A 25,533-nucleotide genomic window follows, 5' to 3' on the forward strand; every position below is an offset into this window, starting at 1 on the left:
CTCTGCGAAGTCTCCTTACTTCACAGAGACAACAGTAGGACACTAAGAAAATCAAAACATATTTGGAATGGGTACGAAGTCAAGAGACTTCGCACAGCATAATAAATTAATAAAACCACAAAATCATGAAAGCAAAAGTCATATCAATTCCAGTTCTTGACCAAGAAACGGCATTACAGTTTTACACAGAAAAATTAGGTTTTATAAAAAAACACGATGTGCCTTTAGGCGGCGATAATAGATGGCTGACGGTTGTTTCTAAAGAGGAACCAAATGGCGTTGAAATTCTGTTGGAACCATCACCAAACCATTTTGAACCTTCTAAAACGTATCAAAAAGCGCTTTTTGAAGCAGGAATTCCGTGTACACAATTTAATGTAGACAATCTTGAGGAAGAATACAATCGTCTTGTAAATTTGGGTGCAGCATTTAAAACAAATCCAACCGAAATGGGAAATGTGAAAATTGCCGTTTTAAACGATACTTGCGGTAACTATATTCAACTTATTGAGATGTTATCCTAAACCATAAAAATGATGAAAAGTTTGCAAAAGTTTATAACAAAACCAAGAAACATCTTTCTGCTGGATGGTTTTGGTGCTTTACTTACTGCTGTATTACTATTTTTTGTACTTAGAAATTTCAATACTTTTTTTGGTTTATCAAAAGATATCTTTGAATACCTTTCAATTATTGCATTCGCTTTTTTTATTTATTCTCTTACCTGTTATTTTTTAGTGAAGCAAAATTGGAAATCATTTCTAAAAACAATCTGCATTGCCAACATTCTATATTGTATTATGACTTTTGGAATTGTCGTATATAACTCCAAAAGTATTTCTATTTTTGGTATGGCTTATTTTTTAGGAGAAATCATTATTATATCTGGACTTATATTCCTCGAGATAAAAACGATTAGAAAACAATAGATTTTTCTCTCTTCTTCAAAAAAAAACACAGGCCGTTTTATTCGGTACGCAAAACTATTATGCCATGTTTTGGAATACTAAAATTCACCTTCTTACCTATTGCTCCAATCTTTTTACCTGACCATAAGTCACGAATTTTCGCTGATTTTTCGAGATTTACTAAATCTGATTTTAAAACAAATTGGTTTGCTTCATCTCCGCGATTCAAAATAGCGATCGCTTTTCCGTCTTTTCCTTTTTCTCCCAGCAATTTTTCCCAAACCTCAATATTTCCTTCTTTAAATATTCGTCTCGCTTGATAGAATCCCTTATCTTGGTTTAAAGCAATTAGATCTTTATTGGTAAGAATACCAACCGTTTCTTTTGACATACTTCTTAAATCATTTCCTGCCAATAGAGGAGAATTCAACATGCACCACATCGAAAAATGACTTTTATCTTCCTCATAAGTCATTCCTCTGCCAACCTGTAACATATCCATATCGTTATAATGTCCGGGAGATGAGTATTTATACAAATCAACATTTAAATCTATAATCTTAAGTATAGATGAAAATTTATCATCAATATCATAGGAAATTCTCCAAGAATCCGCTTTATCGATTGCCCATTCGCCTGGAAATTTCCATCGGCAAACATTAAGAACAATTGCTTCGTTCTTAGCTTTTACAGCCTTTAAAATTTTTAAATATTCTGTTTTCTCATCGAGATTCATTTTCTCTCCGCCACACCAGTCTACTTTTAAAAAATCGCAGCCCCAGTCTTCAAAAAAAGTTTTACAATCTGCATCAAGATATCCATACATACCAACTCCAATACCTTTTTGATCATTATCATAAATAGATCCGCAAGTATTTCTTCCTGCATCGCTGTATATTCCGGCTTTAAGTTTTTTGCTGTGAATATAAGTCACTAAAGCCTTCATTCCCGAAGGAAACTTTTGAGTATCAACAAAAAGATTACCTATTGAATCTCTTCCTCCAAAATAACCATCATCAATATTAACATATCTATAACCAGCATCGTACAACCCAGAAGTAATCATAGCATCAGCCTGCTCTCGAATCATTTTTTCATCGATATGCACTCTAAAATTATTCCAACTGCTCCAACCCATTATTGGCGGTTTAGCTTCCTGAGCAAAAAGCAGCCCGTTTATAAAAAAGACAATAATTAGTTGGCATATTATTTTTTTTGAGGCGGTTTTCATTTTGTATGATTTCATATTTGTTGTGGTATAAAAATCCAGTTGAATAGCTTTTAAAAATAGCATATTTCAGTTTAATAAATTAAAATAGTCCGAAATAAAAGTAATTTCAAAATGCACAAACTCAAATATAAATACATTTATTGAAAATCTGCAGCTATAAATAGTATACTCCACTATAAGTAGAGAATAAATATATTAATTGGTACGAAAGAAACTAAAACACCAAATCCTAAAACATTTTCAAAAAATTCTATAACACATTTTCGTGATTCCTGAGGTAATTTTAATTTATGAAATTATAAAACTCAGAATCATGCAAAATAAAATACTAAGAATGTTAATGGTATTTGTAATACTGTTTTCATTTACAAGCTGCGAAGTTATTGGAGACATTTTTAAAGCCGGAATGGGATTTGGAATTTTCATCGTAATCTTTATTATTGCGATAATCATTTTCATTTTCGCTAAACTTTTTGGCAATAAATAGACATAAAATAATCTCCGTTATTTTCATAGCGGGGATTTTTTTAAACACATAGAGACATAGTTTTTGAACTTAAAAAAGGCGTTTCACTTTTTTGAAAAAAAAAATAGCTGTGTGAAAGAAATACATTTCTCTTTTGTAGTCTTTATTCGCACTAAATTTGACATTAAAACTATGTTTCTATGTGTTTAAAATTAGACCAAAATAAAAATCCCAAACTCCAAGTTTAATTTGGAATTTGGAATTTAAAATATTGGAATTTTATAGATTAAAGATTGTACATCTTTTTTCTTTGCTCTTGAATTTTTTCATCATCAAGATATTCGTCAAATGTCATGTAACGGTCAATTACTCCGTTTGGTGTAATTTCAACGATTCTGTTACCAACGGTTTGTGCAAACTCGTGGTCATGAGTTGTAAAAATCACTGAACCTTTAAAGTTTTTCAATGAGTTGTTGAAAGCGGTAATCGATTCCAAATCTAAGTGATTTGTTGGTTCGTCCAGCATTAAAATATTTGCACGTTCCATCATCATTCTAGAAAGCATACAACGTACTTTTTCTCCTCCAGATAAAACTCGGCTTGTTTTTAAAGCTTCTTCTCCAGAGAAAATCATCTTCCCTAAGAAACCTCTAATAAACACCTCATCGCGCTCTTCTTCTGTTTTAGCATATTGACGTAACCAATCAACTAAACTCAAATCGTTTTCGAAGAAATCGTGATTTTCAGCTGGTAAATAAGCTTGATTTGTTGTAATTCCCCAGTCAAAAGTTCCAGAATCTGCTTTTTGTTCGTTGTTTAAGATTTCATAAAAAGCAGTTGTAGCACGTGAATCTTTAGAGAAAAGAACGATTTTGTCGCCTTTCGCCATGTTCAAGTTAATATCTTTAAATAAAACTTCACCATCTACTGAAGCTGATAAGTTTTCTACATTCAAAATTTGATCTCCAGCTTCACGATCCTGATCAAAAATAATTGCTGGATAACGACGGCTTGAAGGTTTGATTTCAGAAATATTCAATTTAGAAATCATTTTTTTACGAGAAGTAGCTTGCTTAGATTTCGCAACGTTTGCACTAAAACGACGAATAAATTCTTCAAGTTCTTGTTTCTTCTCTTCTGCTTTTTTGTTTTGCTGTGCACGTTGTTTTGCTGCTAATTGGCTAGACTCGTACCAGAATGTATAGTTTCCTGAATAGTGATTGATTTTCCCGAAATCAATATCAGAAATATGTGTACAAACCGCATCTAAAAAGTGACGGTCGTGAGATACAACAATTACAGTATTTTCGTAGTTTGCTAAGAAATTTTCTAACCAAGCGATTGTTTCAAAATCCAAATCGTTGGTAGGCTCATCCATAATCAATACATCAGGATTTCCAAAAAGTGCCTGCGCCAAAAGCACACGAACTTTCATTTTTCCTTCCATATCGCCCATTAAAGTATAATGATGCTCTTCGTTAATTCCTAAGTTAGACAACATTGATGCTGCATCAGAATCTGCGTTCCATCCGTTCATTTCTTCAAATTGAACTTGAAGCTCCCCTATTCTGTCAGCATTTTTATCGTTGTAGTCTAAATAAAGTTCATCCATTTCCTTTTTAACAGCGTACAAAACTTTATTTCCCATTAAAACGGTTTCCAAAACAGTATGCTCATCGAACATGTTGTGATTTTGGTTCAAAACCGACATACGTTTTCCCGGCTCTAAATGTATGTGCCCAGAAGTTGGGTCCATATCACCTGAAATAATTTTAAGAAATGTAGATTTTCCAGCACCATTGGCTCCAATAACGCCGTAAATATTTCCGTGAGTGAATGTTGTATTTACTTCGTCAAACAAAATTCGTTTGCCAAATTGAACTGATAAATTATTGACTGTTAACATGAATGTCTTTTTAATTAATTTGGTGCAAAAGTAGTGAAAAAGGTTCAGAGTTGCAAAGATGTGAAAAGGTGAATTATAAATTGTAAAACGTAAAATGTCAACTCCAAAATATCTAACTTTTATCCTCTCACATTTTACAATTTACATCTCACTTCCATTACAATTTACTTTCTTTCGACAAAGCGGTTTCCAGACTCTCGAAATTTGGAAGGACTTTAGCAATCTTTCCTTCTTTATTGAGAATAAAATGTGTTGGAAATGAATTGAGTTGTAAAGCTTCATTCATATAAACTTTCATATCAGGAATTACAGCATACGACAACGGTTTTCTACTTAAGAATGCTTTTAATTGTTCCGTCGAATCTTCTGCCAGACTGATAAAAACAATATCTTTTCGGTCTTTGTATTCTTCAACTAACGTATTGACTTGTGGAAATTCTCTAATACAGGGCGTACAGTGAATGTACCAACATTTTATTACTATAATTTTTCCTTTCATGGATTCGTTTGTAACCAGATTTCCGTTTAGATCTTTGAACGAAAATTTAGGAAAAGCGGTTCCTTCCATCTGATAGTTTTTAAGCGCATCAAAACCTATTTGGTTAATTGTCGCTTTTATGCTCGTATCAGATTTTGGCAGAATTTTAAACAGCTTATAACTGTAGACAGAATCTCCTGATTTTAATCGAATTGGAATATAATTTCCATTTGCTAATTGGTCTAAAAACTTTTCTTTTGAAATTTCTTTAGATTCTAAATCAAGAGCAGTAAAATCTCTCGAAAGCATGATTTTTTTACTTTGATAAACGGACCAATCGCTAAACGTTTTTTGAATTTGAACTGGATCGACTTCTGGCGTTCCATTTTTAATTTGGCTGTAACCAAAGGTAAAAACTAAAAATGCTGCTATAAAAAGAATTGATTTCGGCATGGGTTTTTAATACAATATTTAAGTCTCAAAAGTACTAAAATTGCCCTTAAATACTGGAGACAGATTTATAAGGTTTCTAGAATATCTATTTAATTTTTGAGATTAGGTAAAAAAGAAATATCCATATAATATTTCTTTGGATTACTCGGATCGATCATCACTTTTATTATATCGTCTTTTATAAACTCCGTTGGATCAAACCAAATACTATCACTTTCAAAAATATACATTTCGTTTGTTTGAGGATTAAGCCACTGACTGGATATTTGAAACGGATTCCTTCCATTTACTGCCATACTGTAATTTAAGTGCACTTGAACAAATTTTGTATCAATACGTTTGCCATTATCTCGTAGATACAGCGTTTTTCTTTGTTTTAAAAAGCCGAATAAAATGATTCCGAAACCAATTAAAAAGAAAACTGTTCCCAAAATCCCCAAAATTAATGGGCCAAGCCATAGTGAAGCAAATCCATTAATACTGGCATCTTTTGGTTCTGCAGGATCGTAAAAAACTTCGACACTTTCACCTTCGCTGTAACTTGGAGGATTACTGCTCACTGATGAAGTAAATTCGATTTTGTTCCCTTTTTTTTGTTGTAAAAGTAACTACTGGCGCATAAGTTGTAGAATTATCAGATCTTTTGCTAATTAATTCAATTACGGTTCCCTGAACGGTTTCTGCTCTTTTTAAAAAGGCTTGTTTATCCTGATAAAGATAAAAAGCTCCTGCAAGCATCAGTGCTCCGATTGATAAAAATACATATTTAATTATGGCTATTGTTTTCATATTTTATTCTATAAAAATAAGGTAATGATTAAATCATATCTGCATTAAAAATGCGATAACAGATCATATTTTCTGTTTACAAAAAAAAGTTATAAATGTAATAATTTCATTATTAAACAAACAAATATACAGCTAAGAAACATATCACAAATCAGACTAATTTGTTGTAGTTTCTTAAAAGAAAAAATTTGCAAAAACAATCCAATTAATTTAATTAAATTAGCAAAAAAATCTGACTAAAAAATGACGTTTCCATTTCAGTTTAAGCTCTTTAACGAAACCTTTTATTGGCACGCTTTATTTGAAACATTAGCCTTTTTTATTGGGATAAGGGCATATTACTTTTTGAAGAAAAGAACAGTAGATCCTATTTCAGATATCAATCGTCTTATTATTTTAATTGGGGCAATGGTTGGTGCATTAATAGGCTCTAGAGTTATTGCTTTGCTTGAAAATCCTGCCGAAATAACACAGCAGACTTTTTTAACTTTCTTTCAGAACAAAACTGTAGCGGGAGGATTTTTAGGCGGACTGCTTGGTGTGGAACTTTTCAAAAAAATAATTGGTGTTAAAATCTCTTCAGGTGATCTATATGTAATTCCGATAATTGTGGCTTTGTTTATTGGTCGAATTGGCTGTTTTTCAATGGGTATTGCTGAACCTACTTACGGAATCGAAACAAGTTTTATTACGGGAATGGATCTGGGAGATGGTTTATACAGACATCCAGTAGCTTTATATGAAATGTTTTTCATGCTTTTACTTTTTATCTTTTTTCAAAAAATAAAAAACAGAAATCTCGTTAATGGTGACCGATTTAAACTATTCATGGTTTTGTACTTTTTATTTCGCTTTTTAATTGAATTTATAAAGCCATACAATCCTTTATTTTTTCATTTAAGCAGTATTCAATGGAGCTCCATTTTTATTTTTATTTACTACTCGAAATTTATAAATCGGGTTTTTAATCATTTAAGCAAAACTTTACTTTTACAATAACTATACTTCTATCATAATGAAAACCCGCGATTATATATTTTACGATTATACTAAAAGTTTATGCCCAACCTGCTTGGATCTTGTTGATACTAAAATTGTATTTCAAGACAATAAAGTTATGATGTTGAAACATTGCAAAACACACGGCGAATTGAAATCGATGATTGCTGATGATGTTGATTATTATAAACAAATTCGTAATTATAATAAGCAATCTGAAATGCCCTTAAAGTTCAATACAAAAGTGCACTATGGCTGCCCATATGATTGTGGATTATGCACAGATCATGAGCAGCACTCCTGCTTAACGATTGTTGAAGTTACGGATCGCTGCAATTTAGCCTGCCCGACTTGTTATGCAAATTCGGCTCCAAACTATGGAAGGCATCGTACTTTAGAAGAAATTGAAAAAATGTTCGACACTGTTGTCGCTAATGAAGGTGAACCAGATGTTGTTCAAATTTCAGGAGGTGAACCAACTGTACATCCTGAATTTTTTAAAATTCTTGATATTGCAAAAAGTAAACCTATCAAGCATTTGATGTTGAACACGAATGGAATAAGAATTGCAAAAGACATAAAATTTGTTGAGACATTGGCCAGCTACATGCCGGATTTCGAAATCTACTTACAATTTGACAGCTTTAAACCTGAAGTATTAGAAAAACTTCGCGGAGAGGATTTAACTGAAGTTCGTAAAAAAGCAATTGAACATTTAAATCAATTTAATATTTCGACTACGTTAGTAATTACACTTCAAAAAGGAGAAAATGATGATGAAATTGGTCAGATAATTGAATATGCTTTACAGCAAAAATGTATTCGTGGCGTAACTTTTCAGCCTACTCAAGTTGCAGGCAGAAATGATAATTATGATGATGATTTTGGAAGAATAACTTTGACCGAAGTACGCCGAAAAATTTATGAGCAGTATCCTCTTTTTACACCTCAGGATTTAATTCCGGTTCCTTGTAATCCCGATGCTTTATGTATGGCTTATGCATTAAAAATTGATGGAGAAGTTTTCCCGATGACACACTTAATTAATCCAGAAGATCTGTTAAACAACTCCAAAAACACTATTGTTTTTGAGCATGATGAAAAACTAAAAACTCATATGCTGAATCTATTTAGCACTGGAATTTCTGTTGATTGTGCTGAAACCGAAATGAATGAATTAATGTGCTGCTTGCCAAGAGTGCAATCAGACACTTTAAACTATAATAATTTGTTCCGAATTTTGATAATGAATTTTATGGACGCGCATGATTTTGATGTTCGGGCTGTTAAAAAATCTTGTGTTCACATTGTAAGCGATAAGATGAAAATTATTCCTTTTGAAACCATGAATTTATTCTACAGAGACCATAAAATTGATAAGATTCGAGAAAAACTGAATGTTTAATTTACAAATTTTTTAAAATATGGAAGGATTAATATTTATTGGATTCATCCTCGCTGTGATGTTTTTAGTTGGATTGATTGGTTTAATTTCTGGAAAAGAAAACAAAAAATTCTTTTTAATAATTATGCTGATTCCAATAATCATTCTTGTAATTGGATTTGGCACCTGTGCCTTAATTGTAAGTCAGCTTTAATTTAAAACATTATGAATAATCCTTTAGTAGCAATTGGCGGTATGGCCGCCTTTATAAGTGTAATTGCTTTTCTTGTTGGAATTTTACGCTTGATTATTATCTCACGAGACAGAAAAACTTCGTTGAAAATTATACTGTTCGCCATTATTGGTTTTGTAATTGGTTTTGGCACTTGTGCAGCAAACTTCAAACTAGGAAACATGCATTAATAAAAAAACCTGGTAATAAAATTACCAGGTTTTATAATGTTCGCATCTGGGTGAAAACCAAATAACAAATCACCCAAATTTGATCATTATTCTGAAATAAAATTTAGATTAAAAAATAAATAACCAAACTCAATTTTAACCATTCCAATATTCTATTTCCACTTATCTTAAAAGAGCTGTCTTCAACAGATTTTTGCCCTAATTATCTCTGCCAGAAAACCTGACAGAGATAAAAAAAATTACTAAATAATTCAGGCAACACAACTTACTAAGTACTAACTCAAACCAAACTCATTATATTAATTTTTTAAGACTTTCATAAACTGATAATTCAACATCAGCGTGGTCTTTATTGTTACATTGCTCAATTAAATTTTTAAGCTCATCAGCTTTTAATTGCGACTTATTATCTAACACAAGCAACAACTCTTTCGATGCATCGCTTAAGCTTTTTGCTAAAGGTAAAAATGGCTGTACTAAAGGTGCATTTGCACTCAACTCTGTTAATTGCTTATGAAGTGAAATCCATTTAGTAAAGAATGCCGTTACTTTAGCTTTATTTTCTGGTGTTTTATTTGCTAAATACTGACTTACAGCATCATTAAAAGCTAATGAATCTTTAGCATCTGGTCCGCAAGCATCTGCAAAAAGTGTAAACGGAGAATACATTTGATATTCAGTTCCTCCTTTGTTTCTTTTATAACCTTTTAATGGTTCACAAACATTCGAAAATTCTTCTAATGCTTCTATATTTTGATTATTAGAAATATTTCTTAAAATAACTGCTTTGTTACGAATGTGTGTTAATCCAAGTTCTTCTAATCTGAAAGAAACTACATCAAGACGTTTTCTCATACTAGTCATATCGGTAATATCTTCTGCAGACCAAAGTCTTTCTGCTATTGCCGCAGTTCTTGGCCAAAGTCTAGAATCGATAGTTGTTGGTGTTACAAGTTCTGTCCACATTGTTGCTTCTCCACCTAAAACTCTTGCTTTTTCTTCTGCCGATAAAACTGCACCTTTTGGCATTGGATCATTTAAGTAATGACTTTCTATTGGGTACAACAAATCGACATAATATCCATTTGACATTACCGTTTTATACCCTTTTTTAACGGCATCAATCAATGACTGACCTGCAACAACACCTTCGTTTGGTCCTCTCCATGCATGAATAATAGCATCTTTTGACATGTTTTTTGTCAAAATCTCTTCCCAGCCCATTAGTTGCTTTCCGTGTTTTTTAAGCATCGGAACTAACTGCATGGTGAAATAAGTTTGCAATTCATGATTCGTTGTTAACTTATTTTTCTTTTTAAACTCTTGAATTTTTGGATTTTCATCCCAGTCTTTTCCTTCATTCTCATCTCCTCCAATATGAAAATAAGCTCCTGGAAATAATGGACATACTTCATCAAAAAGTTCACTTAATATTTGATATGTTTTAGGATTTGAAGGATCTAATGTTGGCGAAAAAATACCCGCATTTCTTTCAATTCCATAGGTAGCGATTGCTGTACCTTGAATATTTTTTTCGGAAGTTCCTCCTGTCAATGTAATCACTTTACTGCCAATTTCTGGATAAGCTGTAAGTATTGCAGATGCATGACCTGGAACATCTATTTCTGGAACTATCAAAATACCGCGCTCTTCAGCATATTTTACGATATTTTTAATTTCCTCTTGTGTGTAATACATTCCATCCGAAGCTAATTCTATTAGTTTTGGATGTTTTTTCATTTCAATTCTCCAACCTTGATCGTCAACTAAATGCCAATGAAACACATTCATTTTCATTGCTGCCAATCCATCTAGATTTCTTTTAATTACATCAACCGGCTGAAAGTGTCTTGAAGCATCTATCATTAAACCTCTCCATGTAAATCTTGGAAAATCTGAAATTTTAGAAACTGGAAAATAAAATGAACTACTATTATTTTGCAGCATTTGTAACAACGTTTCAAGTCCGTGTAAAGCACCTAAATCGCTTGTTGCGTTTATCGTAATTTTATTTTGTTTGATATCTAAATGATAACTTTCATCTTCGTATAAACCAATTTTACCACTTTTAGTACAATTAATTTGCAGTTCGGCATTTGGAACTTCATTTAATTTTGTGATAAAACCCTGCTGAAAGAAAATTCCTGTTCTACCATCTAAGCGGCGTAAAAAACGAGTTACTCCTCCAAAAATTCTTGGATTAGGATTTCCAGTAATGTTTACTTTAAAGTTTTTGTTTAAAGCAAAATTCCCGTCGTTTAATTCAACACTCTGAGGCCAAGGCATAAGATTTAACTGCTCTTTCTGAATTTGAGCGCTAGAGGTTACACCTGCTAATAGTAGGACAAATAAATATTTCATTTTTACTGTTTTTGAAAAGATGTTATCCTAAGACAACATTAATAAATAGATAAAAGAAACAAAACTCAGATGGACTCTTATTGAACCTCACTAATCGCTGCGAAATCAATCTGAATTTTGTAATTTGATTCGTTATCCGAATCTAATTTTTAGTAATCGAAACGTTTAAAAGCTTCGATTGCTTCATATTCTGCCAATCCTAATTCATCATAAAGAATAGCGGTATTTTTATTTCTGTCTTCGGCTCTAACCCAAAATTCTCTTGAATCATTTCCTTGAAACATTACACGGTCTTTTTGAGACTGGTGATACAAAATAGCATGACGTTTTAAAAGCACTTCTGATGGAGAAAGAGGAACAGCCATATCGATTTCATTAATATCCCATTCTTGCCATGCACCTCTATACAGCCATAACCAGCAATCATCCATGTATTTTTCAGATTTTAATTCACCCATTGCTGCAAAAATCGCATTCAAACAAACTTCATGAGTTCCGTGTGGATCTGCTAAATCTCCTGCCGCAAATACTTGATGTGGTTTTATTCTGGCAATAATTTCTTTTACAATCGCGATATCTTCTAGTCCTAACGGATTTTTCTTTACTTGTCCTGTTTCGTAAAACGGTAAATCTAAGAAATGAGTTTTTTCATCTTTCAGCCCAATATATCTTGTTGCAGCATAAGATTCTCTTCTTCTTATTAATCCTTTTAGTTTTCGAACTTCAAGAGAATCAATTTCGTTTTCTGATTTATGGTTTAAAAATTCAATTACAGATTTAAAGTTGATTCCACTTCCTGCTTCACCAACAAAATCTTTGGCAACCTCAGCAAACTTTAAAGCTTCATCGTCTGTAACCGCAATATTTCCAGAGGTTTGATATACAACATGTACATCATGACCTTGTTTTATCAATTTTGAAAAAGTTCCTCCCATAGAAATCACATCATCATCTGGATGCGGACTAAAAAGAATTACTCGTTTTTTTGCAGGATTAGCTCTTTCTGGACGATGTGAATCATCTGTATTAGGTTTTCCTCCCGGCCATCCTGTAATGGTATGCTGTAAAACATTGAACATATTAATGTTCAAATCATAAGCAGAACCTTCTTGTGCCAGTAAATCAGACATTCCGTTGTTATTGTAATCTCTGTCCGTTAATTTTAAGATTGATTGTTTTGTTTTTTGACATAACCAAACAATCGCTTTGCTTTTTAGTTCTTGATTCCAAATACATTCTCCAACAAGCCAAGGAGTTTTAAAACGAGTCAATTCTGATGCTGCTGACTGATCTAAAACAAAGGTTGCATTAGGATGATTTTGCAAAAATGTAGCTGGAACTTCTGAACTGATATCGCCTTGAGTTGTTCTTTTAATGATATCGGCTTTATTTTGTCCCCAAGCCATAAGTACGATTCTTTTTGATCGCATAATGGTTGAAACTCCCATGGTAATGGCTCTTTTAGGCACATTATCAATTCCATTAAAATCTGATGAGGCATCAACTCTTGTAATATGATCCAGTGTAATAATTCTGGTACCAGAATTAATATGTGAACCTGGTTCGTTGAAACCTACGTGGCCAGTACGACCTATTCCTAATAATTGAAAATCAAGACCTCCCGCATTTTTAATATTCATTTCGTAATCGATACAGTATTGATTTAATTCATCAATTGCAACTGTACCGTCTGGAATATTTACATTCTCTGGTTTGATATCAATATGATTAAAAAGATGCTGATGCATGAAATAATGATAGCTCTGATTGTTCTCTTTACTCATTGGATAATATTCATCCAAATTAAAAGTAACTACATTGCTAAAACTTAAGCCTTCTTCTCTGTGCATTCTCACTAATTCCTCATAAACTTTTATAGGAGAAGAACCTGTGGCTAAACCTAATACGCAGGTTTTATTTTTTTCCTGCTTAGATCTAATTAACTGCGCAATTTCCTGCGCTACAATTATAGAAGCTTCTGTTGAATTTTTGAAGATTTCATTATGGATTTTCTCAAATCTTGTTTCTTCAAATTTTCCGGCACTTTTATAGCTGATATCAGGTTTTATTTCTAAAGCACTTTTCATTTATTTTCTTTTTTTGTATTTACAATTTTGGTTTTTGAAATGGTATAGACAACTTTCACTGCCTATACCATTCACTAACCAAACTTAAATTCTTATACTCTGTTTTTAGAAGTTCGGAGCATTAACATCCCACCAAGTTCTAGTTCCTCCATTATCTGGACCTCCTAGTTTTGCAACACCTGTTTTAACTCCTTCTGGGTTTCCATCTCTTTCACTTTGAACAAAGTTTATTCTTCTCACACCAAATTGAGTAGTAATTAAACCAGCACTTTGATTATTAAGAATTGGTAATAATTTAGGATAACCTGTTCTACGGTGATCAGACCAAGCTTCTTGTCCGTCAGGGAAGTTAGCAATCCATTTTTGAGTGATGATTTTTTGAAGCTTCACTTCATTACTTGCAGTATTGTCCCAAGCAACAGTAACTTTATTTACCGCTAAACCACTATTGAATGGAGCAACTGGATCTACATAATCTTTTGCTGTATTCACATTATTTGCAGTATATTCTGCAGCGCCTCCTGTAGCAAGTTGATCAAAAGATGCAGCAATACCTGCTTTATATAATGATTCAGCATCGCCTCCCATGTTCCAGCCTCTCAAAGCTCCTTCGGCTCTTAAGAAGTAAACTTCGGCAGCATTCATCCAAACTACTTGTTTGTCATCTTTAATTACTTTTCCGAAATTTGAAAATTTCATGTGTAATGTTTTATCTCCAAGAATTCCACCTGTACGGATTCCTTTGTACTGATCAGGATATTGTTCTGATGTTGCAAAGTAAGCTTTCATTCTAGGGTCATTATAACCTCCCATGATAGACTCCATATCTGCAGACATACGACTGTCATTGTACTCATAAGCAGCTACTCTTAAAGGATGTTGTGAAACATCTTTAGTTACCATAAAAGTATCAGTTGCAGCTGTCATTACACCAAATTTTTGGCTCATTGCTTTTTCAGCTTCTGCTTTAGCTAATGTTGGATTTACTTTTACAATACGCATTGCTAATCTTAAACGCAATGAATTCGCATATCTAACCCATTTTTCATAACTACCTCCGTAAGTTGAACGGTCAGTATTTACAAAAGAGCTTGGTTCTTTTGCATCTATTCTTCTTGTTAATTCATTTACTGCAAAATCTAAGTCTTTAAACATTGCTGCATAAACATCTTGTTGAGAATCGTATGCAATTGTCGAATTAGTAGTTCCTAATTGAGAGTAAACAATTGGTCCCCAAGCATCGGCTACTTTATGTAAAGTTTCTACTTTAATAATTGTTGCAAGTGCATAAAACTGATCGTATTTTCCTTTAGATTCTTTTTCAACTTTCAAGAAATTTGCCATTACTAATGAATAAGCAGCTTCCCATCCTGCTCCATTCCATTTATCAGTAAGAGCGTAAGAAAGATTATTTGCTCCATCAAAACCTGGAGCTGTTGAATAACCTCCCCAAGTATTTGCTGATAAATCAATGGCAATTTGATATCTCCAACCTGGAGTATTCACCATTACATTCTCGAACATATTTTTAAAAGGACCTAAAATATGGTTAAAGTCCTGTGTTACTTCCTCTTGAGTAAAAGCATCAGGATTACTATTAATCTCATCGAAATTATCTGTACAACCAACTAAGGCTAAAAGACCGAAACAGATTAATGATTTTTTTATATTGTTTGTTTTCATGATATTTTAAATTAGAAAGTTACATTTAAATTAAGACCAATACTTCTTGTTGATGGCAAACCATAAATATCAACTCCTTGTAAACCTTGACCTGTACTTAAAGCAATGTTTGGATCAAAAGGTGCATCTTTATAAAAGAAGAATAAATTTCTTGCGATTAATGATAAAGTTGCTGTATTAACAAATGGCAATGTTTTTTTACTGAAAGTATAGCCAAGTGAAACCTCTCTTAAACTTACGTTTGTAGCGTCATATACATACTCAGCTGTAGCTCCGTTAAGTCCGCCAACTGCTTCGTAATATTTTTGAGCATCCATTGAAGTAACTTTAGTACCATTAGGCATAACTGCATTTATTGGCACACCACCAGCATTTCTTGCATCTCCACTTCTTTTTGAAACTCCATAAAAATCATTCATAGATTCTGTAATACTCATTACATCACCTCCAAAACGTCCATCAATTAAGAAATTAGCTGTAAAAGCACCAAACTTAAATGTGTTTGACCAACCTAACATGAAATCTGGATTTGCATTACCTACTTCACGGAATGCTCCTTCAATTGCTAAGTTTCCTTTGTCATCTAAAACAATTTCTCCTTTATCGTTTTTAACGATACCTTTTCCTTCAATAACTCCAAATGGTCTTCCTTCTGTTAAAGCATATCTGTAGTTGATATTGTTTACAGGAGTTAAAGGAATTGTTCCTCCTAATTCTTCTGGAATTTCTTTAACCTTGTTTTTATTTTGAGAATAGTTTACTGTAGTATCCCATGAAAATTTATCTCCAGTGATGATTTTTCCAGTAAGAACAAGCTCAATACCATGGTTTTCGATGCTACCAGCGTTAATTCCGTAATTTGTATAACCATAAGGGTTAGTACTTGGTGCAGGAACTTGGATGTATTGATTTTTAGTTTCTGAATTGTAGTAAGAAATTTCAAAACCAAATCTGTTATTAAACATTCTCCACTCTGTACCAAACTCGTATTCTGATTTTAACTCAGGTTTTAAAGATTCGCCTGGTCTTGGTCCTACAGTTGGAGGAATAATAATACCACCTTGAACTGTTGATTTTGGAGAAGTTACGAAAGCCGAAACATCGTTTCCTACTTCAGCATAAGTTCCTCTCACTTTTCCAAAGTTAATCCATTCAGGTAAAGTTGTCATTTCACTGATTAGAGCAGTCACACCCACAGATGGGTAAAAGTATGATGGAGTATCTGTATTTACTAAAGTAGATGACCAGTCATTACGTCCTGTAATATCTAAATACAACATGTTTTTGTAACCAAAAGTAGCAGAAGCAAATATAGATTGAACTTCTCTAGAAGATCCTGTAGCTTGAAGATTTAAGTTATCTATACCTTTATTACTTCCAAAGTTTCCTAATGTAAATAAGTTAGCATTAATAAGCCCTGGAGTAATACCAGAATCTAAAGTAGTAGCATGATTTCCTAAAGTATTATTGATACTAGCACCTACTATAGCATTAAAGCTGAAATTCTCGTTGATATTAGTATTGATTTTAGCAATTAAATCTCCATAACGTTGTGTACTTAATGTAGCTACATTAATATATCTACCATTATATCCAGACAAAGAATTGTTTGTCGTAGCATAAATTCTCTTATCAAAATCATTTTCGATTCTGTTATAACTGTATCTTGCTCCAATGCTCAACCAGTTGTTTGCTTTATAATCTAAAGCTATGTTTCCGTTAAAGAAATTATCTTTATCAACAGATTTATTTCTATTGATTAACCAATAAGGATTTTGAACATAGATATCAGCATCCAATGGCGTGTAGAAATTTTGTCCGTAAAGGTTTCTAGAAGGAATAAATGATTCGAAATTATCTTTGTAAAAATTAAAGTCATTTGCTCTTTGGAACAAGTAAACACCTGTAAGAGGATTTGAATAAAGTCCGTTTACCGGTCTGTTATCAATAGTTTGGCTTGTATATTTTGCATCAGCAGAAACAGTTAATTTATTGTTGAAAAATTTAGCTGTTTGACGGATTCCAAAATTGTTTTTCTTTAATCCATTACCTTCAATAATTCCAGAAGAAGAAGTGTTAGCATAAGATAAAGTTGTAGAAGCAATATCTGATCCTGTTGTAAATGAAGCAGAAGTAATTTGTGTAACTCCAGTATTGAAAAAGTCTTTTACAAAATCATTTGAAGCTACTTTTCCACCCCAAGATTTTTGTGCATTTAAAGTTCCATATTCATTTTGGAATTTTGGCAAAGAGTGTACAGACTCAAAAGTAGTAACAGAAGAAACGGCTAAGTTTCCTTTGTTTTCTTTATTTTTCTTAGAAGAAAGCAAAATAACACCATTTGCTCCTTGAGATCCGTATAATACAGATGCTGCTGCACCTTTAAGTACGGTCATTCCTTCATAATCATCAGGGTTAATCAAAGAAACTGTATCTCCTCCGTCACGGTTACCTCCTGCAGTACTACCAAATGAATCATTTGGCTGATTTGAACTACCATTATACAAAGGAATACCATCAATTACGTAAAGCGGCTGGCTGTTTAATATAGAAGAGTTACCACGAATAAGTACTTTTGTAGATCCTCCAGTACCTGCAGAACTTTTTGTTACTGCAACACCGGCAACTTTACCTGCAATTGTATTAATAACGTTGGCATCTTTTACACGAGTCAACTCTTCTCCTTTAAGTTCTTGAGCTGCATAAGTAAGAGATTTTCTAGTTTTCTTAAGACCTAATGAAGTAACAACTACTTCGTTTAACGCATTTGATGCAGCTGGTACCATTTTAACATTAATTGTAGTAGCATCACCTACAACTATCGATTGTGTTTCAAGACCTACATAAGTAAAAACTAATGTCTGTCCTTTTGTAACTTCAATAGTGTACAATCCATCAAAATCGGTAGTAGAACCTTTTTGACCTCCTTGCACAGCAACAGATGCACCCGGCAACGGCATCCCATCAGAATCTGTAATCACACCTTTAACATTTTTTACCTGAGCAAGCGAAACTTGCGCCGTAAAAACAATCATAAAGATTAAGAAAATTTTTTTCATGTTTATTTATTTTGTTAGTTATGATGTAAAATTATTCTTAAGGGATTGTTAAAAAAAATATATTATACAAACTGCCTAAAATTTTAAACAAACGACATAAATCGATCAATAATCCGTTGCACGAAAACGTTTTCCTATCTATAAAATGCAGTTTTTACCACATTTACGGAGATTTTATTCAACAATAGGTTAGTTTTATTAAAAATCATTTAACAAATCACAAATATTTGAAAATCTGTTATTTAAGATAAAATTTATCAGATTCATTTAAATACTATTAAAAAAAAGAAGTATTTAAATGTTAAAAAAAATGCCTAATAAAATGTTATCATAATTTTAATTTCTAAGATTTAATTACAATAACACCTTATTAGGCAAAACTTTATGCAGGAATTTCTATTTAATTAGCATCCCACCAAACTTTGTTCAACCAGTCGTTCTTTCCTCCCATTCTAGCTAATGCATCTAAATAATTTACTTCATTCTTCTGCATTTCATCATTTGGATAATATAAACGTGTTGGTGTAACTCCATTTGTCTCAGAATCTGGATTTGTGATAGGAACTAATTTTGGAAATCCAGTTCTTCTCCAGTTTGAATAAGCCTCAATACTATTAAAAATATAAGTTATCCAAAGCTGAGTTGCGATTTGTTCTTTTTCTTTTCCCGCAACTAATGGTTTAGCATTTAGATAAGTATCTATTTTAGCTTGACCAGCCGGAAGCGCTCCATAAATTTCTAATTGTTTAATACCTGCCTCAACTCCTTTTTTATAGTAATCAGCTGCAGTACCCGAAACCCATCCTCTAAAAGCAGCTTCAGCCAGTAACAATTGTGTTTCTGAATAACTAACATGTAAAAAAGGTGTCGTTTTTTTCTTGAAATAATCTTGAATTCCTGATGTAGCATCAGTTCCACCTGGAGCTTGATATTGGTACAAACCTGGCTTTACTCCTTCATATAAATTTTCACCTGGCCCAATTGGCGCACCTTGCTTAACACTGCTGGTTTTTTTAGGAGTAGCAAGCATTGTTAATCTAGGATCCCCATTGTCTCTAAGATAATCTATAACCAAAGTTGTAAAGTGATCTCCATTTTCATTCCCCACAAAAGCATAAGCAAGTCCATTTCCTCTAAAATCAATAGATGCTGGATCATCATTAAAACTTGCATCCAGATGGCGCATGATACAATTATCTTCATTGCTGGTAAAAACCCCGTTTTGCAAAGCTGCTTTAACTTGTTTTTCAGCTTCGGCTGGTTTTATTTCAGAAATTCTCATTCCGAGACGCAAACGTAATGTGTTTGCCAGTTTTTTCCATTTTAGAATATCGCCTTTATAAAATAAATCTCCTTTTATGCTTCCGCCGCCAACTTTTAATTGATTATAAGCTTCATCTAATTCTTTAAAAAACGATGCGTAAATATCTTCTTGTTTATCATACTTAGGCGTTACAACTCCTTTTGAATAACCCAAACCAGCTTCTGAATAAGGAATATCACCATAAATATCTGTCATACGCTGTGCCACCATTACTTTCATAATCTTACCAACAGCATTCATGTTTGCAGCAGCAGGATCATTTTTTGTATTTTCAAGAATATCTACTACATTCTTTAATTCATTAGAATATCCATTTCTCCATAAGGCTGTAGCATATCCGTCATCTTTGTTGAATCTGCTTCCAAATGTAGTTACGTTCCATGCACCAGAATAATGCTGTACAAAACCACCAGAATAAATTAAGTTGGTTCTCCATTGATAAAACCCATCTCCAGACATACACAATTGTGTAAACGTAAGTTGTCCAGCTGGATTCGCAGTCAATGCCACAGGATCTTTCTCCAGCGCGTCAAAATTTTCAGTACAGCCTACTGCAGTAAATAATGCAAGTATGGCTATTATTATTTGTTTGAATTTCATAATATCTTTTTTTTAGAATGCAATTTTAATATTAAAACCATACGACTGTCTAAATGGTAACGAACCATATTCAAAACCTTGTCCGTTTCCAGATGTATACATAGACTCCGGATCAACATTTGGAAGATCTTTATTAAAAGTCAATAAGTTTCTTGCAAATGCCGAAACATAAATTGAGTTAATTTTAGCACCCGCAAAAACACTTTTTGGGATTTGATAACCTAAACTAACCTCTCTTAATTTCACATAAGAAGCGTCGTAAACAAATGGAGCCGGTGTGTTATTAAATACTGTATTCCAATAATCCTGAGGATTTACAGGTTTTGTATTTTTTTCATACTTCGGATTGCCTGTAGTTCCTACATTTACAACACCTTCTGCAATATATCCTCCAGTAGGAATCCATGTTGCTTGACTAAAATTAGGATCGCTCGCAATTGCCTGAGCTCTTGCTTGATTATAAGCATCTCTACCATCAGTAGTAACATCCAAAAGTCCTTTTTGTGCAGCAACAGAATTAGTCATAGAATACACATCCATTCCAAACTTCATATCTATTAAAAATTGAAGTGTTATTCCTTTATAGCTAAATCTATTTGTTAAACCTGCAGCCCAATCTGGAAGACCTTTTCCTAATGCTACTTTTTCATCTGTAAATAATGGCAGACCATTTGCTCCAACAACTTTTTCACCTGCATCATTTCTTAGAAAATCTCTTCCCATAATTGTTCCGTATTTACCTCCAACTTCCCCGACAATAGAAGCTCCTGCCCAGCGTGCTTCAGAAATTGTATACGTCTGAATATCTGGATGTAAAGAAAGAATTGAGTTTTTGTTTTTTGAAAAATTCAAATCAATTCCCCATTCAAAATCTTTAGTTCTAATAGGTGTACCAGACAAAAAGATCTCAATACCTTCGTTACGCAATTCTCCAGCATTAACCGAAATAAACTCATATCCAGAAGTTGCAGATGAAGGAAGATCCAGAGTTTGATCAGAAGTATCTTCACGATAAACAGTAATATCGGCTCTTAATCTATTTTTAAAGAAAGAAGTTTCAAGTCCAAACTCCACTCCTGTTTTAGATTGGTAAGTCAAATTAGGATTTGGCGCAGCACTATTTTTAATATTTACCACACTCTGACCATTGTAAGATGCAAACGTGGTATAGTTTAATGCATTTTTATAAGCACCAGGAGCATTAGAAACTCTCGCCCAAGAAGCTCTAAATTTTCCATAATTAAAAACTTCGTTTTTAATATCAAAAGCATCAGAGAATACAAAACCTAACGAAGCTGCAGGATAAAAAGCATCTTTATTAATTACACTGAACCAGTCATTTCTTCCTGTAAATTCAGCATATAAATACCCTTTGTAATCAAACTTTGCTGAACCATAAACTGAATTTGTTCTGGTTCTGGTTTCAACAGGAGCATTTTCTGTTTGATTAACAAAATTACTAATGTATTCAGTTCCTGGTTCTATAATTTTTGTTCCAAATCTTGAATTTTGATCTCTTCTAAAATCTCTTCTTCCAGCTCCTAAAATTCCTGAGAAAGTAAAATCTTCAGCTAATTTTATATCACTAAAAGTTGCGATTAAGTCAGTATTCATCTCTGACACATTTATATTATTTAAACCTAAATAACCTTCATCTCTTCCTGGCCAAGTACTTCCTGCAGCCATAAAATCTTTAGCACTAAAAGCATAAGTATCTAAACCAGATCTCAACGTTAATGCTGCCCATCTTTTTAACTGATAAGTTCCAGATACATTACCAATAAAACGATTTTTCTTAGATGAATTATGATTCTCGTCTATCGTAAAATATGGGTTTAATTGGTAAATATTAGTATTCCATTCGTATATCTTACCTGTTTCTGGATCCTTATAATTCTTCAACCAAGCTTGATCAATATTTGGAGCCAATCCGCTTAATGAATAACCAATATTATTAGGAGAATCCCCTAGACCTGGTCTGTTCTCAGTATTTTCGGCAATATAATTTACATTAGCATCCAACGTAAATTTCTCTGATTTTAAAGTTGCATTTAAACTTGCATCATTTCGTTCTAAACCAGATCCCGGAATTACGTCATCGTTATTTAAATTATTATATCCAAAACGTACATAAGCATTATCACTACCTGCCGATAATGAAATTCCATTTGTAGTTGTAAATCCAGTTCTAAAAAAATCTTGAATATTATTATCGACTTTAGCGTAAGGTCTTGTAGAACCATCAAATATTTTTACTTGTGCTCCTACAGATTGAGAGAACTTTGGTCCCCAAGCACTGGTAGTATAATTATAAAGTTCAGAAGGACCTCTGCTAGGATCCGGCAGTGCACCATTTGCACCAGTTCCATAATCACTTTGAAAATCCGAATACTTAGCATTTACATGATCAAAGCTTACACCGCTTGTCAATTCAACTTGAAGCTTTCCTTTGCTTCCTTTTTTAGTTGTAATTAAAATTACTCCGTTCAAAGCTCTTGATCCATACAATGCCGCCGCAGCTGCACCTTTCAATACTGTTAAGCTTTCAATGTTATTCGGATTAATTCCTGAAATCCCATCTCCATTATCACGTCCATCAAACCATCTGCTTGCCGCAGCATTATCATTTGACAAACCAGAATTATCAATAGGAACTCCATCTACAATATAAAGCGGCTGGTTACTTTCGCTTATACTTGAAATACCTCTAATAATAACTCTCGTACTACCAGCAATTCCCGTTGACGGTATTGACACGTCTACACCGGCAACTCTTCCTGATAAAGCTGAAGTTACATTTGTTGTGATCGCTTTATTTAACTGATCACCTTTAACATCTTGAACTGCATAACCAAGTTCTTTCTTTTGTCTTTTAATCCCAAGTGCTGTAACAACAACTTCATTTAAATTTTGTGCATCTTCTTTAAGCACAACATTAATTGTAGGTGAAGAAGTCACCGTTACTGTTTGGGTTTTAATACCAATATACGAAAACGCAAGAACATCTCCCGCAGATGCCTGAATCGTATACTTTCCGTCATAATCACTTTGGGTTGCCGTTTTAGTACCTTTAATAATAATACTCACTCCAGGCAGCGGCAATCCGTTTTGATCGCTTACCAAACCTTTGATTGTTTTTACTTGTGCAAATGACATTTGCGAAGTAAAGATAATCGCAAGGATTAACATAATTTGTTTCATTTTTATCATGGTTTTGATTAGTTAAGCGATAAAAATATTGTTAAGGCACTGTTAAAAAAAATATATTATACAAACAGTACAGTTTTTTAAACAAACAACACGAAACATTCAACATTATGTTTTACGAAAACGTTATATCGTTGAAATACAGTATTTTTTAACATTTATTTTAAAATTTAATTCAAAAAAATTGTGTTTTTGACAGTAATTATGTAAAGTTGTACTGTATTTACAAGTCCTCCCTAAATAATAACAAAACGTTAAAAAAGTTGAACGAAATTCGAAAATTAAACTTTGACATAAAACTTCAAAATCATATTTGGTTTTGGGGCACTTATTTCACTCTCAACTTTTTGAGATGGGGCGCTTACTTTAATGACTATCCTTATTCTTTTAAATCAAATTTAATTGAGTTCTCACTGCACATTCCATTAGTATATTTTAATCTATTTATTTTAGTACCTAAATATGTCCTAAAACAAAAATACATTACCTACACTTTTGCTTTACTAGCCAGTCTTTTTGGTATTTATCTTCTAAAAACAGCTCTTACCTTTTATATTATCTCGGAAAATATTTGGCCGGAAGCGAATCGAGAATATCATCCGTTTGAGATTAATCATATTGTAGCGGTTTGTATTGGAGAATTGTATGTTCTAGCAATGGCTTCATCAGTTTACTTAACGCTGACTTGGCTTCGTGAACGTGAAAGAAACAGATCATTGCGAGAGAATCAGTTTAAAATCAAATTGAAATATCTAGAAAATCAAATTCAACCGCATTTCTTTTTTAACACTTTAAACAATCTTTATGCATTGTCACTAGAATCTTCAGACAAAGTTCCAGATGTAATTATCAAACTTTCGAACTTAATGGAGTATGTTCTGTATGATGTAAAAGGAACTAAATTTGTTCCGCTGATTAAAGAAATCGATTATATTCAGAATTACGTTGAGATTGAAAAATTACGTTTTGAGAATGTAGAAGTTACTATTAACCTAGAATCGAACATTGAAGATATAATGGTTCCGCCGCTGATCTTTATCTCATTAGTAGAAAATGCCTTTAAACATGGCAGTATAAACAATACTAATCTAAAAATTAAAATCAACTGTAAGATTATTGATAACAAAATGTTAGATTTTGAAATCTTAAATAATTTTGTACTTTCACAAAATCTTAACTCAAAAGGCGGTATTGGTCTGGTTAATACAAAAAAGAGATTAAAACTGATTTACAAAAATCATTTTAGCTTAAAAGATACAACAAAACTGAATTACTATATAATACGTTTACAAATACCAATTGATAATGAAGATTAAATGTGTATTGATTGATGATGAACCTTTAGCTATAAAAGTGCTGCAAAATTATTTTGCAAATTTCACAGACTTTGAAGTAATAGGAACATTCAATAATTCTCTAGAAGCGCTGGATTTTATAAACAGCACCTCTGTCGATGCCGTTTTTCTTGATATCAATATGCCTATGATGACTGGCTTTGAACTTATCAGTTTAATGGAAAACAAAACCAAAGTAATCATAACAACCGCATTTAGAGAATTTGCTGCCGAGAGTTACGATCTCGATGTTTTAGATTATTTAGTAAAACCTATTCCGCTTCCACGATTCATAAAATGCATTAATAAAATTACGACAGAATACAATTTAAAAAACAATATTAAGGTCGATACCTCAAAAAGCGATTCGCATATTTTCATCAAAGTAGATAAAAAAATGATGAAGATTAATATTGAAGAAATTCTGTTTATAGAAGGAATGAAAGAGTACATAAAAGTTGTAACTCCAGACAAAACTTATATCACCCACAGATCATTAACCTCATTATCTGAAGAACTCCCTGCTGAACGCTTTTTGCGCATTCACAAATCGTATGTTATTGCTTTAAACAAAGTAAAATCAATAGAAGGAAACCGCATACAGATTCAGTCCTACACGATTCCTATTGGAAGAAATTACAGTAAAGACGTCAAAAATCGAATTTTGGAGTAAAACTTTAACATTTCTAACTCTATATAAATTAACACATTGTTGAATAAATACTGTAGTTCGTTTAAATTTAACATTATTTTTAATCAATAATTTTTTTTTGATTCGTGTAACAAATATATTTACGGTCTTCAAAAAACAATTTTATTAAAAATTAACCTTATTACAATT

20 protein-coding genes are annotated in these 25,533 nt (G+C 32.7%); 8 read left to right on the forward strand and 12 right to left on the reverse strand.

Going from position 1 to position 25,533, the window contains the following annotated elements; all coding sequences use genetic code 11:
• The first annotated feature begins 125 nt into the window (after positions 1-125).
• The gene (locus B0A81_RS17200; protein WP_165768086.1) at positions 126-524 is read left to right on the forward strand and encodes a VOC family protein; all 399 of its coding nucleotides are present in this window, start codon (positions 126-128) and stop codon (positions 522-524) included.
• Between the two features lie 9 nt (positions 525-533).
• Positions 534-929 (forward strand): hypothetical protein, encoded by a 396-nt coding sequence (locus tag B0A81_RS17205; protein WP_089059162.1) that lies wholly within the window; start codon positions 534-536, stop codon positions 927-929.
• A 37-nt stretch (positions 930-966) separates the two neighbouring features.
• Here B0A81_RS17205 and B0A81_RS17210 read toward each other — a convergent pair whose 3' ends face one another.
• The 6 genes from B0A81_RS17210 to B0A81_RS22030 all read right to left on the reverse strand — a co-directional run bounded on the left by B0A81_RS17210 (position 967) and on the right by B0A81_RS22030 (position 6,231).
• Positions 967-2,139, reverse strand: coding sequence for a glycoside hydrolase family 27 protein (locus B0A81_RS17210; protein WP_089059213.1), 1,173 nt, complete (start codon positions 2,137-2,139; stop codon positions 967-969).
• Positions 2,140-2,427: 288 nt separating this feature from the next.
• The gene (locus B0A81_RS21655) at positions 2,428-2,598 is read right to left on the reverse strand and encodes a hypothetical protein (RefSeq protein WP_165768087.1); all 171 of its coding nucleotides are present in this window, start codon (positions 2,596-2,598) and stop codon (positions 2,428-2,430) included.
• A gap of 293 nt (positions 2,599-2,891) precedes the next feature.
• Positions 2,892-4,511, reverse strand: coding sequence for an ABC-F family ATP-binding cassette domain-containing protein (locus tag B0A81_RS17220; RefSeq protein WP_089059164.1), 1,620 nt, complete (start codon positions 4,509-4,511; stop codon positions 2,892-2,894).
• 157 nt (positions 4,512-4,668) lie between these two features.
• Positions 4,669-5,442, reverse strand: coding sequence for a TlpA family protein disulfide reductase (locus tag B0A81_RS17225; RefSeq protein ID WP_089059165.1), 774 nt, complete (start codon positions 5,440-5,442; stop codon positions 4,669-4,671).
• An 89-nt stretch (positions 5,443-5,531) separates the two neighbouring features.
• Positions 5,532-6,002 (reverse strand): DUF3592 domain-containing protein, encoded by a 471-nt coding sequence (locus B0A81_RS17230; RefSeq protein ID WP_165768088.1) that lies wholly within the window; start codon positions 6,000-6,002, stop codon positions 5,532-5,534.
• Positions 5,992-6,231: a DUF3592 domain-containing protein gene (locus B0A81_RS22030; RefSeq protein ID WP_089059167.1), complete on the reverse strand. Its 240-nt coding sequence runs from the start codon at positions 6,229-6,231 to the stop codon at positions 5,992-5,994. The genes B0A81_RS17230 and B0A81_RS22030 overlap by 11 nt, the downstream gene beginning before the upstream one ends.
• A gap of 243 nt (positions 6,232-6,474) precedes the next feature.
• On the opposite strand from B0A81_RS22030, the gene B0A81_RS17240 reads away from it, so the two are divergent.
• The 4 genes from B0A81_RS17240 to B0A81_RS17250 are packed head-to-tail and all read left to right on the forward strand — an operon-like array spanning position 6,475 to position 9,037.
• Positions 6,475-7,230 (forward strand): prolipoprotein diacylglyceryl transferase, encoded by a 756-nt coding sequence (locus tag B0A81_RS17240; RefSeq protein WP_089059168.1) that lies wholly within the window; start codon positions 6,475-6,477, stop codon positions 7,228-7,230.
• Between the two features lie 16 nt (positions 7,231-7,246).
• On the forward strand, positions 7,247-8,635 hold the full coding sequence (locus tag B0A81_RS17245; RefSeq protein WP_089059169.1) for a radical SAM protein: 1,389 nt from the start codon (positions 7,247-7,249) through the stop codon (positions 8,633-8,635).
• Positions 8,636-8,654: 19 nt separating this feature from the next.
• Entirely contained in the window at positions 8,655-8,828 is a 174-nt protein-coding gene (locus B0A81_RS21660; RefSeq protein WP_158234868.1) for a hypothetical protein, read from the forward strand.
• 11 nt (positions 8,829-8,839) lie between these two features.
• A complete protein-coding gene (locus B0A81_RS17250) occupies positions 8,840-9,037 on the forward strand; it encodes a hypothetical protein (protein WP_089059170.1) in 198 nt (65 codons plus the stop codon).
• A gap of 294 nt (positions 9,038-9,331) precedes the next feature.
• Here the strand turns inward: B0A81_RS17250 and B0A81_RS17255 are convergent, their stop codons facing one another.
• The 6 genes from B0A81_RS17255 to B0A81_RS17280 all read right to left on the reverse strand — a co-directional run bounded on the left by B0A81_RS17255 (position 9,332) and on the right by B0A81_RS17280 (position 23,352).
• Positions 9,332-11,398: a beta-N-acetylhexosaminidase gene (locus tag B0A81_RS17255; protein WP_089059171.1), complete on the reverse strand. Its 2,067-nt coding sequence runs from the start codon at positions 11,396-11,398 to the stop codon at positions 9,332-9,334.
• Positions 11,399-11,547: 149 nt separating this feature from the next.
• Entirely contained in the window at positions 11,548-13,485 is a 1,938-nt protein-coding gene (gene nagB, locus B0A81_RS17260; RefSeq protein ID WP_089059172.1) for a glucosamine-6-phosphate deaminase, read from the reverse strand.
• A 105-nt stretch (positions 13,486-13,590) separates the two neighbouring features.
• Entirely contained in the window at positions 13,591-15,168 is a 1,578-nt protein-coding gene (locus B0A81_RS17265) for a RagB/SusD family nutrient uptake outer membrane protein (RefSeq protein WP_089059173.1), read from the reverse strand.
• An 11-nt stretch (positions 15,169-15,179) separates the two neighbouring features.
• Complete coding sequence (locus B0A81_RS17270; RefSeq protein ID WP_089059174.1) at positions 15,180-18,227, reverse strand: SusC/RagA family TonB-linked outer membrane protein; 3,048 nt, start codon at positions 18,225-18,227, stop codon at positions 15,180-15,182.
• Positions 18,228-18,627: 400 nt separating this feature from the next.
• A complete protein-coding gene (locus B0A81_RS17275; RefSeq protein ID WP_089059175.1) occupies positions 18,628-20,151 on the reverse strand; it encodes a SusD/RagB family nutrient-binding outer membrane lipoprotein in 1,524 nt (507 codons plus the stop codon).
• A 12-nt stretch (positions 20,152-20,163) separates the two neighbouring features.
• A complete protein-coding gene (locus tag B0A81_RS17280; RefSeq protein ID WP_165768089.1) occupies positions 20,164-23,352 on the reverse strand; it encodes a SusC/RagA family TonB-linked outer membrane protein in 3,189 nt (1,062 codons plus the stop codon).
• A gap of 269 nt (positions 23,353-23,621) precedes the next feature.
• On the opposite strand from B0A81_RS17280, the gene B0A81_RS17285 reads away from it, so the two are divergent.
• Positions 23,622-24,674 carry a sensor histidine kinase gene (locus tag B0A81_RS17285; protein WP_089052823.1) on the forward strand — a complete coding sequence of 351 codons (1,053 nt, stop codon included), beginning with the start codon at positions 23,622-23,624 and terminating at the stop codon, positions 24,672-24,674.
• A complete protein-coding gene (locus tag B0A81_RS17290; RefSeq protein WP_089052822.1) occupies positions 24,664-25,365 on the forward strand; it encodes a LytR/AlgR family response regulator transcription factor in 702 nt (233 codons plus the stop codon). The genes B0A81_RS17285 and B0A81_RS17290 overlap by 11 nt, the downstream gene beginning before the upstream one ends.
• Positions 25,366-25,533: the final 168 nt, after the last annotated feature.

It is taken from the genome of Flavobacterium plurextorum, from assembly GCF_002217395.1.
Lineage (GTDB): Bacteria > Bacteroidota > Bacteroidia > Flavobacteriales > Flavobacteriaceae > Flavobacterium > Flavobacterium plurextorum.